The following is a 14,262-nucleotide window of genomic DNA, read 5'->3' as shown; positions in this document are numbered from 1 at the left end:
CGCGGACGAAGATCATGTCGCGCCGGGCGCACCGTACCAGCGCCACTTCCCGCGCCGCTCCTTGCCCTCCAGGTCGCCCCGGCCCGTGGCCCACAGCAGCGCCGCCCAGGGCTCGGTGTCACCGGGGACGTCGGGGAAAAGGCGGTGCAGCGTGCGCGCGCACAGGTCGGCCGGCGGCTCGAACGCGATACCGAGCCCGAGCGCCAGGTCGTGCGCGTGCACCAGCGTCTCGACGACGCCCATCGCGGCGAAGCCCTCGGGGTCGGAGGCGCCGAAGACGTGGTGGCCGCGGGCGGTCGGCGGGGTCGTGCGCACCACCGCGGCGAGGATGCCGCCGCCCGCCTCCAGGGCACCGAGCATCGCCGAAGGGCCCGCGTCGAGTTCGACGGTGATGGTGTTGTCGGGTCCTTCGGCGCGGCGCCGGCTGTAACCCCAGCGCACAGAGTCGTCCGCCAGGGGGCGCAGCGAGCCGATCTGCGCCGCGTAGAAGAAGAGGTCGTCGGCGAGGTGCTCGCCGGTCTCCCAGCACGTCCACTCGAGCGAGCCCGCCGGGGCGTTCCAGTCGGCGTCGGGAGCGGTCCGCAGCGCGGCGACCGTGAGCTCGACGGCCTGCGCCACGTCGTCCGCCGTGACGGGCCCTGGTGTCCCGGCCGGGAGTTGCGTGTTCGGATCAGCTGACATGGCGCGACCGTAACAGCGCACGCGGCGGGCTCCCCAGGAGTTTTCGGCCCGGCGGCGCACGCCTCTTGGCTCCGTGCGCCCGGGGCCCGAGACTGAGCCGATGACGCAGCGTGTGGAACTGGCGACCGTCCTCGACCGCCTCGCCGTCGACGAGTTGGTGACGGACTACGCCGCGGCCGTGGACGACGGCGACTGGGCGGCGTACCGCGCTCTGTTCGAACCGGAGGGCCGCGCCGACTACCGGGAGGCGGGAGGAGTGGAGGGCACCGCCGCGGAGATCGCGCAGTGGCTGTCGACGACGATGGAGCTGTTCCCGATGCGCCAGCACCTGATCGTGAACCGGCGGGTGCGCTTCGACACCGTCGACCGCGACGTCGGCGACACGGGCCGCGTCAGGGCCGACTACTTCAACCCCATGCGCTTCGCGGGCGACGGCGACTCGACGGCCCCCGACTTCATCTGCGGCGGCCGGTACGCCTTCGACCTCGTGCGGACGCCCATCGGTTGGCGGCTGCGCCGGGTGACGGTCTATGAGAAGTGGCGCCGCGTCCCGCAGCGGGCCACCGCGGGCAGTTGACCCGCCGCCCCACCCCGCCCGGCGCCCACTGTCGTTGATCGTCGGCGGCGCGCACACTGGAGGCGCGAGGCGATGGCCGTACGAGTACGAGGCGGGAGGCGCGGCGCATGGAGGGGTGGCGGCAGCGGCTCGACACGTCACGGTGGTGGCGCGGCGCCGCGGCGGTCGCCGCGGGCGCCCTGCCCGCGCTCGCGTTCCCGGCCCCCTCCCTGTGGTGGTTCGCGTACGTCGCGCTCGTGCCGTGGATGCTGCTCGCGCGCTCGGCAGGGACGCCGCGCCGGGCGGCGCTCGACGGCTGGCTCGGCGGGCTCGGGTTCATGCTCGCGGTGCACCACTGGCTGCTGCCGAGCCTGCACGTGTTCACGCTCGTTCTCGCGGCGCTGCTCGGCGCGTTGTGGGCGCCGTGGGGCTGGCTGCTGCGCCGCCTCCTGGGCGGCCGGCCGACGCCGGGGCAGGCGGCGACCGCACTCCTCGCCGTCCCTTCGGGATGGCTGATGGTCGAACTGGTCCGTTCCTGGGAGGGGTTGGGCGGTCCGTGGGGTCTGCTCGGCTCCAGTCAGTGGCAGGTGACGCCCGCGCTGCGGCTCGCTTCGGTGGGCGGCGTCTGGCTGCTCAGCCTGCTCGTGGTGGCCGTGAACACCGGCGTGACGCTCCTCGTCGTCGCGCGCGGCGCCCGCGCTCCGGCGGTGGCGGGGCTTGTCGCGATGGTCACGGTCACCGGGGTCGCGTGGGTGTGGGCGCCGCGGCCCGAGCCGGACGGGCGGGCGCGGATCGCGGTGGTGCAGCCGGGCGTGGTCGACGGTCACGGCAGCATCAGGGCCCGCTTCGACCGGGAGGTGCGGCTGACGCGTCAGCTGGCGGACCGTGATGTGGACCTCGTGGTGTGGGGCGAGAGCAGCGTCGGCTACGACCTGCCGCGCCGCCCCGACCTGGCCCGCCGGCTCGCCGCGCTCTCCCGCGAGGTGGATTCGGAGATCCTCGTCAACGTCGACGCGCGGCGCCGCGCCGCCGACGGCTCCGGCCAGGGGATATACAAGAGTTCCGTGCTCGTCGGCAGGAACGGCCCCACCGGCGACCACTACGACAAGATGCGCCTCGTCCCCTTTGGCGAGTACGTGCCCGCGCGCGGGCTCCTCGGCTGGGCCACCTCGGTCGGCAAGGCGGCGGGCGAGGACCGGATGCGGGGCACACGGCAGGTCGTGATGGACGTGCGCCACGGTGAACGGGCCCTGCGCGTCGGGCCGCTGGTCTGCTTCGAGTCGGCGTTCCCCGACATGACGCGGCAGCTGACGCGGGACGGGGCGCAGGTGCTGCTCGCACAGTCCTCCACGTCGACGTTCCAGCACAGTTGGGCCCCCGAGCAGCACGCCTCGCTCGCCGCGCTGCGAGCCGCGGAGACCGGCCGCCCCATGGTGCACGCGACGCTGACCGGCGTCTCAGCGGTATACGGCCCCGACGGCACACGCGCCGGTCCCTGGCTCGACACATCGGCGAGCACGGCCCGCGTCTACGACACACCAACCGCCCAGGGCACCACCCTGTACGTACGCTTCGGCGCCTGGCCGATACACGGGGCGGTCACGACGCTCGTGGTGCTGGCATCGATCAAGCCCCTGCGGCGATTGAGCAGCGGGGTCCGGGGCAGAGCCCCGAATCCGTAACGCCGTCGCCGCCTGAACGATGCGTTCGAGCCCCGCTGACTCACACCCGCCGCTGAACCTCCCGCACGACCCGCTCACACAACTCGTGCGTCGCGAACGCGTCCCACGCACTCACCACCTTGCCCGCCCGCACCGCGTCCAGGAACGCGAGCACGGCCTGCTCGATACCCCGCTGGCGAGCGACCGGCACCCAGTCCCCGCGCCGCCGCACCGTGGGCTGCCCCTTGTGATCGACCACATCGGAGAGGTTCAGCACCTGCCGCTTGGAGTCCTGCCCCGACACCTCGAGGATCTCCTCGGTGGAACCGCTCAGCCGGTTCATGACGCCGAGCGCGGTGAACCCGTCGCCCGCGAGCTGGAGCACCACGTGTTCAAGCAGGCCGCCCTGGACGCGTGCGCGCACGCTCACGTCCTCGACCGGTCCCGGCGCGAGGAAGCGCAGCGTGTCGACAACGTGGATGAAGTCGTCGAGGACCATCGCCCGCGGCTCCTCGGGGAGCCCGGCGCGGTTCTTCTGCATCAGGATCAGCTCGCGCGGATGCTCGACGCACTGCGCGTACCCGGGCGCGTAACGGCGGTTGAAGCCGACGGCGAGGCTCACGCCGCGCTCCTCGGCGAGCCGTACGAGCCGCTCGGACTCGGCGAGTTCGTAGGCGAGCGGCTTGTCGACGTACGTCGCGACGCCCGCCTCCAGGAGCCGCGTGACGATCTCCGGGTGGGCGACGGTGGGCGCGTGCACGAACGCCGCGTCGAGGTCCTGCGCGAGGAGCGAGTCGAGGTCGGCGTGGCGCTGCGCGGCGGGCACACGGAGCTGGTCCGCGACCTCGGTCAGGGTCGCGGGCGTCCGCGTCTGCAGGTGCAGTTCGAGCGCGGGCTGCGCGCCGAGCACCGGCAGGTACGCCTTCTTGGCGATGTCTCCGAGTCCGATGACGCCGACTTTCACGTCTGTGTGCTCCTGTCCTGTTCCTGCGACGGCCGGGCTGCCGTGCCGGGGCCCTTCCGGGTCTGGGCAGCATACGGGGACGCACTGACACCGGTCTTCCGCTGGGGCGGGCACCAGTCCGCGATGCCGTCCATGCCGCGCAGCAGGAAACCCGGGCCGAGCGCGCCGACGGCGCGGATCGCGGAGTTGCGCAGGGCGATCAGGGGCCGGTTCGCGGTGAGGTTGATCCGGCTGACGGTCATCGCCTTGCGCGCGATCATCGTCGTACGCGGCAGCCGTGCGGCCGTGTAGCCGGGCAGGTCGAGCGGGGCGCCGGGCGCGGCATGGTGGGCGAGGACGACCGCGTCCTCGATGGCCTGGTTGCCGCCCTGCCCGAGGGTCGGCGCCATGGCGTGCGCGGCGTCGCCGAGCAGCGCGACGCGGCCACGGTGAAAGGCCGGCAGCGGCTCGGCGATCTGGTGGACGTCGTGACGCAGCACCTGGCCGGGCTCGACCGCGTCGAGGATCGCCGGGATCGGGTCGTGCCAACTGCCGTACCGGCGCAGGAGTTCCGCCTTCTCGTCACCGCCCGGCGCCCGCTGCCCGGCGGGGGCCATGGCCGCCGCGTACGAGTAGATCGTGCCGTCGGCGAAGGGGTGGGTGCCCCAGAGCTGCCCTGGCCCCCAGGTCTCGGCTTGCGTGAAGGGGCGGCCGAGCGGCGGCACGAGTACGCGCCAGGTGGTGAAGCCGGTGTACTCGGTGCCGGGGTGCTCGGGGAACAGCGCGCCGCGCACGGCGGAGTTGATGCCGTCGGCGCCGACGACGAGTTCCGCCTCCAGGTCGCCCTCCGGGGTGGTGACGCGCGCGGGGCGCGCCGGGTCGTCCGGGTCTCCGGGGTCGGCGAGCCGCGCCTCGGACGCGGTGCGCACGGCGTCGGCGGGCAGCCGCTCCGCCAGCTTGTCGATCAGTGTCGCGCGGTGCAGCAGCACGATGGAACCGCCGAAGCGCTCGGCCGCCGGCTTCGGGTTGACCCGCGAGAGCCAGCGACCCTCCGGCGTGAGCAGCCCACCGTCGCCCTCCCAGGCCTCGAGCGAGCGGATCTCGTCGCCCAGCCCGACCACGTCGAGGGCGCGCTGCGAGTTCGGCGCCAGGGAAATCCCCGCGCCGACGGGCTTGAGCTCCCTCGCCCTCTCCAGAACGGTGACCTGCCAGCCGCGCAGATGGAGCGCGAGCCCGGCGGTGAGCCCGCCGATCCCGCCTCCGACGACGACGGCACGGGGCTGTCGGGACATGACGCCTCCCCTGGCGCAGCGAACGGCCACTACACCTGTAGTGAACTCAGGCCTCGACGGTACTACACCTGTAGTGATCGCGGTAGATTGCCGCCATGGACCTCCCCCTCCCCCGGGCCGACCGCATCGCCGACGCCGCACTGGAGCTGCTCGCGGAGCGCGGCATGCGCGGGCTGACCCACCGCGCGGTCGACGAGGCGGCGCGGCTGCCCCAGGGCTCGACCTCCAACCACGCGCGCACCCGACTCGCCCTCCTGGAAACGGCGGTACGGCGGCTCGCCGTGCGCGAGGGCCGGGTGCTGTCGGTCGACGAACTGCCGAACCCCGCGGGCGGCCTCGCCTCCCTGACCGACGGCATGGCCCTCGCCCTGCACCGCTACCTCACCCGCCACCCGCAACTGCTCGTCTGCCGCTACGAATTGGCCCTCGAGGCCACCCGCAGGCCCGAGCTGCGCGCCTTCTTCGACGAGACGGGCCGCCAGTTCCGCGAACCTCTCACCCAGCTGCTCCGAGCGGCGGGCTCACGCTCCCCCGAGCGGCACACCCTGTCCCTGGTGGCATGGACGGAAGGCATCATGTTCTCGTCCATCGCAGGCTCCTTCCACACAACACCCCCCACCCTCACGCAACTCCACGACGGCTACGCAGAGCTGCTCCACGGAATGCTCCCCCATTCAAGCCCCTGCGCCGATTGAGCAGGCCTTTCAAGCTCCAGCGGCGGGCGAGCAATTCAAGCCCCTGCGGCGATTGAGCAGCGGGGTCCGGGGCAGAGCCCCGAGACGTCTACGCCCCACTCCGTGGCGGCCCCAACGGCTCCCCACCACCACCCTCCCCCGGCTCCACCACACCCACCCCCATCGACCCCACCCGCTCCTCGAGCCGCGCGAGGGCGGCCCGCACCCCCTCCCCATACCCGTCATCCCCCAACGCCCCCGCCGCCGCCCGCGCCCGCGTCAAATGGCTGCGGGCCGCCCCAGGACGGTCCAACTTCACATAGTCCGCCGCCAGGTTCAGATGCAGCGACGGATAGAACGCCTGCAAGGCCAACGACGACTCATGCTCCGCGAGCCGCTCCTGCGTAAGGGAATCCGCGGCGGACAACGCACGCAGGTCCCAGGCCAGCTCGTCCGACGGTTCGTCCTGGGTGTCGGCCATGTAGTGCGCGAGCGTGCAACGGTGCAGCGGGTCGCCGTCCTCCCCGATCTCCGCCCACAGGCCGAGGAAGCGCTCCTGCGCCTCCTCCCGGTCGCCGCCGTGGTGCAGCATGACCGCCTGCCCGATGCGGCTCATCATGGCGTCGTCCGACGCCTGCTCACGCTGCTGTGCCACTGTCTCCTCCAAGCCCGACCGCCCGGCACGCCCCGCGCGCCCGACCACGATGTCCGATCCGACGACGCTAACCGGCGGCACTGACAATCCGGCTCAGGCGCGGCTCCCCGCGAGCCGGGCCCGCCCGGGCTCCGGGCTCAGCCCAGGTCCGGAACGGTCCAGTCGATCGGCGGGTGGCCCTGCGCGGCGATCGCCTCGTTGATCTGCGTGAACGGCTGCGAGCCGAAGAACTTCCGCGCCGACAGCGGCGAGGGGTGTGCGCCCTTCACCACCGCGTGCCGCCCGGTGTCGATGAGCGGCAGCTTCTTCTGCGCGTAGTTCCCCCACAGCACGAACACCGCCGGGTCCGCCCGCTGGACGACGGCGCGGATCACCGCGTCCGTGAACTTCTCCCAGCCCTTGCCCTTGTGCGAGTTGGCCTCGCCGGCCCGCACCGTGAGCACCGCGTTGAGCAGCAGCACGCCCTGCTCGGCCCACGGCATCAGATATCCGTTGTCCGGGATCGGCGTGCCGAGCTCGGCCTGCATCTCCTTGTAGATGTTGCGCAGCGAGGGCGGCGTCTTCACGCCGGGCCGCACGGAGAAGCACAGCCCGTGCCCCTGCCCCTCGCCGTGGTAGGGGTCCTGGCCGAGGACGAGCACCTTCACCTTGTCGTAGGGCGTCGCGTCAAGCGCGGCGAAGACCTGCTCACGCGGCGGGTAGACGGGACCTCTCGCGCGCTCCTCCTCGACGAACTCGGTGAGCTCCTTGAAGTAGGGCTTCTGCAGTTCGTCGCCGAGGACGCCGCGCCAGGACTCGGGCAGCATCGCGGTGTCGGTCACGTCAACAACCTCCGGGGTACGGGCCTGTGCTTCAACACCCAGAAACCTACCGGCGCCCACTGACAATCCACGCCCGCCCCGGCACGGACGGGGTCAGTCACCAGCTCGTCTTGCGGTGCAGCTCCCACATCATCATGATCGTCGACGGGTCGAGGGCCCGCTCGCCGCCCGAGATCTCCTCGCTCGCCGCGATGAACTGCTTGCCCTGCCACAGCGGCAGCAGCCGCGCGTCCCGCACCATGATGTGCTGGGCCTGCTCGAACTGCCGCACCACGACGCCCCGGTCGCTCTGCTTGCGGGACAGCGGAAGCAGCTTGTCGGTGATCTCCGGCGAGACGTACGGCGTGCTCAGGGCGTTCTTCTCGCCCACGAAGGGCGCGATGAAGTTGTCCGCGTCGGGGAAGTCGGGGAACCAGCCGCGCCCGAACACCGGGTACTCGCCCTTCTTGTACCCCTGCTCGAACGACTTCCAGGGACGGCTCTTGAGCGTGACCTTGAAGAGCTTCGACGCCTCCAACTGCCTCTTGATCTCGGCGAACTCGGGCGCGGTCGCGGAGCCGTAACGGTCCGATGCGTACCAGAGCGTGAGCGGGACGGGGGCGTTGATGCCCGCCTTGGAGAGGATCCCGGCCGCCTTCGCGGAGCTCGGGTCGTTGAACTCGTCGAAGTAGTCGGTGGTGTGGCCCGCGAGGCCCCTCGGGACCATCGAGTACAGCGGTTCCACGGTGTTCGCGTACACCTTCTCCGCGATCGCCCCGCGGTCGACGATCTGGGCGACCGCCCGGCGCACCGCGCTCTTGCCCGCCCACGGGTCCTTGGGGTTGAACACCAGATAGCTGATCTCCATGCCCGCGCCCTCGACGAGTTGCAGGTCGCCTGCGCCCTGCTTGTCCTGGAGCTTCACGATGTCGTCGGCCGCGAGACCGCGGAAGGTCGCGTCGATCTTCTTCGCCCTCAGGGCGCCGACCATCGCGGACGACGTCTTGAAGTAGCGGATCGTCACCGCGTCGTTCTTGCGGTCCGCGAAGCCCTGGTAGTTGTCGTTGCGCACGAGCTCGGCCTTGCTGCCGTCGGCGTACGACTTGAGCACGTACGGCCCCGAACCCGTCACCTTGCCGTCCGTGCGCGCGGACTTCGCGGGATACGCGGAGGGGTCGACGATCGACATGGCGGGAGTGGAGAGCACGAACGGGAAGGTGGCGTCCGGCTTGGTGAGGCGGAACGTTACGCCTCGATCACCCTGCGTTTCCACGCGGTCGAGGCTGCCCAGCAGCCCCGCCGGCCCGCCACCCCCGCCGACCCTGCGGACCCGGTCGATGGAGTACTTCACGGCCTTCGCGTCGAGCGCGTCCCCGTTGGAGAACTTCATGTCCTCCCGCAGCTCGCAGTGGTAGACGCGGTTGGCTGAGTCCTCGAACCGGCACTCGGCCGCGTCCGCCTGCGGTTCGGCGGCGCCCGAGGGCAACGACACCAGCGTCTGGTAGACGTTGCGGAACAGCTCCCACGAGCCGTCCCAGGACATCGCGGGGTCCAGCGTGCTCGGCACACTGGTGGTGCCCACGGCGATGGGCCGCTCATCGGAATCCTCGCCCGAATTCATCAGACCGCACCCGGTGAGCAGGGTCATCGACGCGAATGCCGCCCACGCACGAGGGGCAGGGAACCGGTTGAACACGCGCTCGCTCCTCGATCAGCCATGCCAGGTCGGCAGACAATATCGCAGCGCCCCGCCGGTTCAACTGCTTGAAACGACGGGGCACTTCACGAGCGGGACCCTTTGTGGAACGTTGTCGCGCAACGCCCGGAATCTCACCTCGGGGCGGGCCGGCCCCGGGGACCTATTCGACGCCGGCGTTGAGGAACTTGCCGCCGTCCACCACGAGGTTCTGTCCGGTGATCCAGCCGGACTGCTCGGAGGTGAGGAACGCGGCGGCGCCCCCGATGTCCTCCGGCACACCGAGCCGGCCCATCGGGTACGTGGCCGCGACCTCGGCCTCCCGGCCCTCGTACAGCGCGGTCGCGAACTTGGTCTTCACGACCGCCGGAGCGATCGAGTTGACCCGAACCACCGGCGCGAACTCATGCGCCAGCTGGAGCGTCAGGTTGACCATGGCGGCCTTGCTGATGCCGTACGCGCCGATGAACGGCGAGGCGGAGATGCCCGCCACGGACGTGATGTTGACGATCGCGCCGCCGTTCTCCTTCTGCCACGCCTTCCACGTCTGCTGCGCGAAGCCGAGCGCGGAGACGACGTTGGTCTCGAAGACCTTGCGCGCCACGTTCAGGTCGAGCTCGGCGATCGGGCCGAACACCGGGTTCGTACCGGCGTTGTTGACGAGGAAGTCGACGCGGCCGAACGCCTCCATGGTGCGCTCGACGGCGGCGGCCTGGTGCGCCTCGTCGTGCGCCTTGCCCGCTACGTAGACGGCGCGCTCGGAGCCGAGGGCCTCGACGGCCTCCTTGAGAGCGTCCTCGCCGCGCCCGGTGATGCAGACGCGGTCGCCACGCGCGATCAGCGCCTCGGCGATGCCGTAGCCGATGCCGCGGCTCGCGCCCGTGATGAGCGCGACCCTGCCGGAGGGCTCCGGGAGTTCAGAAGTGGTCATGTCCGTATCCCCCGGCCTCAGTTGAGCGGGCCGCCGGCCACGTACATGACCTGGCCCGAGACGAAGCCGGCCGCCTCACCGGTGAAGAAGGCGATGGCGTTGGCGATGTCCTCCGGGCGGCCCACGCGCTGCACCGGGATCTGGGTCGCGGCCGCGGCCTGGAAGTCCTCGAAGCCCATACCGACGCGCTCGGCGGTGGCCGCCGTCATGTCGGTGACGATGAAGCCCGGGGCGACGGAGTTGGCGGTGACGCCGAACTTGCCGAGCTCCTTGGCGAGGGTCTTCGTGAAGCCCTGCAGACCGGCCTTGGCGGCGGAGTAGTTGACCTGGCCGCGGTTGCCGAGCGCCGAGGACGACGACAGGTTCACGATGCGGCCGAACTTGGCGTCCACCATGTGCTTCTGGACGGCCTTGGACATCAGGAACGCACCACGCAGGTGCACGTTCATGACCGTGTCCCAGTCGTTGGCGCTCATCTTGAACAGCAGGTTGTCGCGGAGCACGCCCGCGTTGTTCACGAGGATCGTGGGGGCGCCGAGCTCCTCGGCGATGCGCGCGACGGCGGCCTCGGTCTGCGCCTCGTCGGAGACGTCGCAGCCGACGGCAAGGGCCTTGCCACCGGCGGCGGTGATCTTCTCGACGGTGTCCTTGCAGGCGGCCTCGTCGAGGTCGATCACGGCGACGGCGCGGCCCTCTTCGGCCAGACGGATCGCGGTGGCGGCGCCGATGCCGCGCGCGGCTCCCGTGACGATCGCTACGCGCTGCTCAGTGGTGGACATGCTCTTCGGTCTCCTCGCCCTAGAGGTGCGGCCGCCGCACCCGAGACGGGTGAGCAACCGCTTAGTACCCTGTGCGTGTGACGCTAGAAGCCCTGACACCCGGTGTCAACGTGCCCACCAGGTGCCGCTGATCACTAGAACCTGTCCCGGCCTGGGCCTTCAGCGCACCAGCAGGGCCAGGAGGCGTTCCGCCTCGGCGGCCGGGTCCGCGGTCAGCCCCGTGTGCACGGGGCCGGGCTGCACCACGGTCGAGCGCGGCGCGACGAGCCAGCGGTAGCGCCGCCCGGCGTCGTCCTCGGCCGCCTGGCCCGCGTCGTCTCCCCCGCGGCAGTGCCGCTCGACGGCGGCAAGCACGGCGCGCACGCCGGTCACGTCCGCCTCGGGGTCGAGCGCGAGCAGCCGCTTCTCGTCGAGGTGGGTGAGGGCCGTGACGAAGGACTTGGCGCGGCAGTACACGACGACACCGGCGTTGATCTGTTCCCCGCGTTCGATGCTCGGCACGACGCGCAGCAGGGCGTACTCGAAGACATGGCGCTCGGTCTCACTCATCGGACTGCCCCCTCTGTCACCCAGCCGGGCGTTCCGGCGGGCCGTGCGCCACCGGCGGGCAGCGTGACGCGTTCGTGAATCGTGGTGGCACGCGCGCGTAGCGTCTCTACGTATGCGCGCCGCACGGCGTCCGGGGTGTCGAATCCGGGCTCGTCCGCAAGCCATACGTCGGGCACGTCGGCGGCGGCCTCGGCGATCAGCTCCTCGGTGACGAGCGGCGCGAGCTCGGCCGCGGCCACGCCCACCTCGGGTCCGAAGCGGGCGAGGGCGTGGTCGCTCGCGTCGTAGGGCTTGTCCGCCCACGCGTGCGCGCCACGCCAGTTGTGGTGCCAGATCATGCTGGCGCCGTGGTCGATGAGCCACAGCTCGCCGCTCTGGACCAGCATGTTGGGGTTGCGCCAGGACCGGTCGACGTTGTTGATCAGCGCGTCGAACCAGACGATCCGGCCCGCCTCCACCGGATCGACGACGTACGCGAGGGGGTCGAAGCCGAGCGCCCTCGGCAGGAACCGCATACCGAGGTTGGTGCCGCCGCTGCGCTTGAGCAGCTCCTGCACCTCCTGGTCGGGCTCGCCAAGGCCGATCACGGGGTCCAGGTCGAGCGTGACGAGCCCCGGCACGCGAAAGCCGAGGGCGCGCGCCAACTGGCCGCAGATCACCTCGGCGACGAGCGTCTTGCGGCCCTGTCCCGCGCCGGTGAACTTCATGACGTACGAGGCGAGGTCGTCGGCCTCGACGAGACCGGGGAGCGACCCGCCTTCCCTCAATGGGGTGACATAGCGGGTCGCGGTGACTTCGGTGAGCATGCGCCCAGGCTATGAGATCAGGATGGCGTTGAACGTCCAGGGATCACCGTACGTACCTCAGGAAAACCCCCACGGGATCCAGCACGTCCCCTCGAACCGACCCACCGATGAAGGGACCTTCACCTCATGACCGCTTCGCAGGAGCCCGCCCCCACGAACCACGTCCCGTCGCGCCGGACCGTCGTCTCGGTGGTCGGCGCCGCGGGGATCGCCGCGGCGCTGAGCGCGTGCGGCAGCTCGGACGAGGACACGTCACAGCCCGCGGGCAACGCGTCGTCGGGCGGCGGCGAGAAGAAGAGCGAGAAGAAAGGCCAGGCGATCGCCAAGACCTCGGACATCCCGGAGGGCGGTGGAAAGATCTTCGCGGACGCGGGGGTGGTGGTGACACAGCCGGCCTCGGGCGAGTTCAAGGCGTTCACCAACATCTGTACGCACTCGGGATGCAAGGTGAGCAAGGTGGCGGGCGGCACCATCGACTGCCCGTGCCACGGCAGCAAGTTCTCCATCAAGGACGGCAGCGTGGCGCACCCTCCGGCCACGCATCCGCTGGAGGAGAAGCAGCTCAAGGTCAGCGGCGACTCGATCGAGCTCGCGTAGCCGTTAGCGCCTGTTCCGAACGACAAGCGCTAACGGCGCTTCCACGCGTCGAGCACGTCCGGCGTCGCCGTCACGGTGGCGACCAGGGCGAGCGTGTTGTCGATCATCGCGGGGGTGTAGTCGGCGGGCACCCCCGCGATGGCGTCCCGGGGCACCACCACCGTGTAGCCGAGATTGACGGCGTCGAACACAGCGTTCGGGATGGCTACGTTGGCGGAGACACCGGTGACGACGAGCGTGCGGCAGCCGAGATTGCGCAGCAGCGGATCCACGTCGGTGCCGGCGATCGGTGAGAGCCCGTGCAGACGGCGTACGACGAGGTCCTCGTCCGCGACCTCGACGGGCGGGGCGACGCGTACGGCGTCGGTGCCCGAGAGCTGCTTCACGGGCAGCCGCTCGGTCGCGCGGAAGAGGCGGGCGTTGCGGCTGGCCCCGCGGCCGTCCGGGCGCCGCTCCGCGACGGCGTGCAGGACCTGGACCCCGCTCTCGTGGGCGGCGGCGACCAGTCGCGCCACGTTGGCGAGGGCCCCCGACGACCGTGCCTCTTCGGCGAGTTCGGGAAGGGCGCTGTCGGCTCCCACGACACCCTGCTGGCACTCGACGGTCAGCAGTACGGTGCTCGCCGGGTCGAGCAGCCCGGCCAGCCTCTCTCGCTTCTCGTGCGACGGCACGACCGCCCCCTGTCCCGTACGGATTTTCGGCTGCTTCTCCGGGCTGCTGGAGGGTAGCCACCATTGCGTGCACAGGGAAGAGGCCGCATGCTGCGTTCCTGATGTCACGTCAGGCGCGCCGGGGCGGGCGTGCCTCGGATGCCGGACAAGGGAGCCCCTATGACCACCGCCACCCAGCGCCGCGGCCGGAAGATCATGATGACGCCCGAGGAGCGCGACGCGTTCCTCGCCGAGCAGCGCACCTGCCGCGTCGCCACGGTGGCCGCGGACGGCACGCCGCACGTCAGCCCGCTCTGGTTCGCCTGGGACGGCACATCGCTGTGGCTGTACTCGCTGTCCCGCAGCCGCCGCTGGGCCGACCTGCGGGCCGACGGCCGGGTGGCGGTCATCGTCGACGCGGGCGAGGAGTACGGGGAGCTGCGCGGGGTCGAGCTGTCCGGGCGCATCGAGTTCGTCGGGGAGGTCCCGCGCACCGGCGAGCCGTGCCCCGAACTCGACGCCCCCGAGCGACTGTTCGCACACAAGAACTTCGGCTTGACCGAGATGGTCTACGACGGCCGGCACGCGTGGGCACGGCTCACTCCGGACAAGATCGCGTCATGGGACTTCCGGAAAATGGCCATGCAAAACCCCGCCGACGCTTGAGCTCTTCCAGCCCCGCCGACACTTGAGCCTTTCCAGCCCCGCCGACACTTGAGCTATTCCAGCCCCGCCGGCACTTGAGCCTTTTCAGCCCCGCCGGCACTTGAGCCTTTTCAGCCCCGCCGGCACTTGAGCTATTCCAGCCTCGCCGGCGTTTGAGGCGCGGGGTCCGGGGCAGAGCCCCGATCTTTCAGCCCCGCCGGCGATTGAGGCGCGGGGCCCGGGGCAGAGCCCCGATCTTTCAGCCCCGCCGGCGATTGAGGCGCGGGGCCCGGGGCCGAGCCCCGGTCTGTCAGCCCCGCCGGCGCGCGAGGCGCGGGGCCCGGGGC

Annotated in this window: 16 protein-coding genes; 5 read left to right on the top strand and 11 right to left on the bottom strand. The window is 71.3% G+C overall.

Features of this window, described 5'->3' with window-relative positions; genetic code table 11:
* Window positions 1-12: 12 nt before the first annotated feature.
* Window positions 13-681 carry a maleylpyruvate isomerase N-terminal domain-containing protein gene (locus ACIRHA_RS00080; RefSeq protein WP_403838124.1) on the bottom strand — a complete coding sequence of 223 codons (669 nt, stop codon included), beginning with the start codon at window positions 679-681 and terminating at the stop codon, window positions 13-15.
* A gap of 100 nt (window positions 682-781) precedes the next feature.
* Here ACIRHA_RS00080 and ACIRHA_RS00075 point away from each other — a divergent pair, with 100 nt between their 5' ends.
* Window positions 782-1,258, top strand: coding sequence for a nuclear transport factor 2 family protein (locus tag ACIRHA_RS00075; protein ID WP_403838123.1), 477 nt, complete (start codon window positions 782-784; stop codon window positions 1,256-1,258).
* A gap of 107 nt (window positions 1,259-1,365) precedes the next feature.
* Window positions 1,366-2,919 (top strand): apolipoprotein N-acyltransferase, encoded by a 1,554-nt coding sequence (gene lnt / locus ACIRHA_RS00070; RefSeq protein WP_403838121.1) that lies wholly within the window; start codon window positions 1,366-1,368, stop codon window positions 2,917-2,919.
* 40 nt (window positions 2,920-2,959) lie between these two features.
* Here the strand turns inward: lnt and ACIRHA_RS00065 are convergent, their stop codons facing one another.
* On the bottom strand, window positions 2,960-3,862 hold the full coding sequence (locus tag ACIRHA_RS00065) for a Gfo/Idh/MocA family protein (RefSeq protein ID WP_403838119.1): 903 nt from the start codon (window positions 3,860-3,862) through the stop codon (window positions 2,960-2,962).
* Window positions 3,859-5,133 carry an FAD-dependent monooxygenase gene (locus tag ACIRHA_RS00060; protein ID WP_403838117.1) on the bottom strand — a complete coding sequence of 425 codons (1,275 nt, stop codon included), beginning with the start codon at window positions 5,131-5,133 and terminating at the stop codon, window positions 3,859-3,861. Before ACIRHA_RS00060 ends, ACIRHA_RS00065 begins: the two co-directional genes overlap by 4 nt.
* A 95-nt stretch (window positions 5,134-5,228) precedes the next feature.
* On the opposite strand from ACIRHA_RS00060, the gene ACIRHA_RS00055 reads away from it, so the two are divergent.
* Complete coding sequence (locus tag ACIRHA_RS00055) at window positions 5,229-5,828, top strand: TetR/AcrR family transcriptional regulator (protein ID WP_403838115.1); 600 nt, start codon at window positions 5,229-5,231, stop codon at window positions 5,826-5,828.
* An 88-nt stretch (window positions 5,829-5,916) separates the two neighbouring features.
* Here ACIRHA_RS00055 and ACIRHA_RS00050 read toward each other — a convergent pair whose 3' ends face one another.
* The 7 genes from ACIRHA_RS00050 to ACIRHA_RS00020 form a co-directional block, all read right to left on the bottom strand.
* Window positions 5,917-6,462, bottom strand: a complete 546-nt coding sequence (locus ACIRHA_RS00050) for a hypothetical protein (RefSeq protein ID WP_403838113.1) — start codon at window positions 6,460-6,462, stop codon at window positions 5,917-5,919.
* 137 nt (window positions 6,463-6,599) lie between these two features.
* Complete coding sequence (gene ung / locus ACIRHA_RS00045) at window positions 6,600-7,283, bottom strand: uracil-DNA glycosylase (protein ID WP_403838112.1); 684 nt, start codon at window positions 7,281-7,283, stop codon at window positions 6,600-6,602.
* Window positions 7,284-7,380: 97 nt separating this feature from the next.
* On the bottom strand, window positions 7,381-8,958 hold the full coding sequence (locus ACIRHA_RS00040) for an ABC transporter substrate-binding protein (RefSeq protein ID WP_403838110.1): 1,578 nt from the start codon (window positions 8,956-8,958) through the stop codon (window positions 7,381-7,383).
* A gap of 163 nt (window positions 8,959-9,121) precedes the next feature.
* Complete coding sequence (locus ACIRHA_RS00035; protein ID WP_403838108.1) at window positions 9,122-9,889, bottom strand: SDR family oxidoreductase; 768 nt, start codon at window positions 9,887-9,889, stop codon at window positions 9,122-9,124.
* Between the two features lie 17 nt (window positions 9,890-9,906).
* On the bottom strand, window positions 9,907-10,668 hold the full coding sequence (gene fabG, locus ACIRHA_RS00030) for a 3-oxoacyl-ACP reductase FabG (protein ID WP_351342819.1): 762 nt from the start codon (window positions 10,666-10,668) through the stop codon (window positions 9,907-9,909).
* A 159-nt stretch (window positions 10,669-10,827) separates the two neighbouring features.
* Entirely contained in the window at window positions 10,828-11,217 is a 390-nt protein-coding gene (locus ACIRHA_RS00025) for a DUF3037 domain-containing protein (RefSeq protein ID WP_403838106.1), read from the bottom strand.
* On the bottom strand, window positions 11,214-12,023 hold the full coding sequence (locus ACIRHA_RS00020; protein ID WP_403838104.1) for a HipA family kinase: 810 nt from the start codon (window positions 12,021-12,023) through the stop codon (window positions 11,214-11,216). The genes ACIRHA_RS00025 and ACIRHA_RS00020 overlap by 4 nt, the downstream gene beginning before the upstream one ends.
* A 126-nt stretch (window positions 12,024-12,149) precedes the next feature.
* Here ACIRHA_RS00020 and ACIRHA_RS00015 point away from each other — a divergent pair, with 126 nt between their 5' ends.
* The gene (locus tag ACIRHA_RS00015) at window positions 12,150-12,620 is read left to right on the top strand and encodes a Rieske (2Fe-2S) protein (protein WP_403838102.1); all 471 of its coding nucleotides are present in this window, start codon (window positions 12,150-12,152) and stop codon (window positions 12,618-12,620) included.
* 29 nt (window positions 12,621-12,649) lie between these two features.
* Here the strand turns inward: ACIRHA_RS00015 and ACIRHA_RS00010 are convergent, their stop codons facing one another.
* Window positions 12,650-13,291 carry a cysteine hydrolase gene (locus tag ACIRHA_RS00010; protein ID WP_403838100.1) on the bottom strand — a complete coding sequence of 214 codons (642 nt, stop codon included), beginning with the start codon at window positions 13,289-13,291 and terminating at the stop codon, window positions 12,650-12,652.
* A gap of 159 nt (window positions 13,292-13,450) precedes the next feature.
* Between ACIRHA_RS00010 and ACIRHA_RS00005 the strand changes: the two genes are divergently transcribed.
* Window positions 13,451-13,936, top strand: coding sequence for a pyridoxamine 5'-phosphate oxidase family protein (locus ACIRHA_RS00005; RefSeq protein WP_403838098.1), 486 nt, complete (start codon window positions 13,451-13,453; stop codon window positions 13,934-13,936).
* The last annotated feature ends 326 nt before the right edge of the window (window positions 13,937-14,262 follow it).

The sequence above is a fragment of the Streptomyces sp. NPDC102360 genome (assembly GCF_044766085.1).
GTDB lineage: Bacteria > Actinomycetota > Actinomycetes > Streptomycetales > Streptomycetaceae > Streptomyces.
This window is presented reverse-complemented; position numbering and strand designations above follow the sequence as displayed.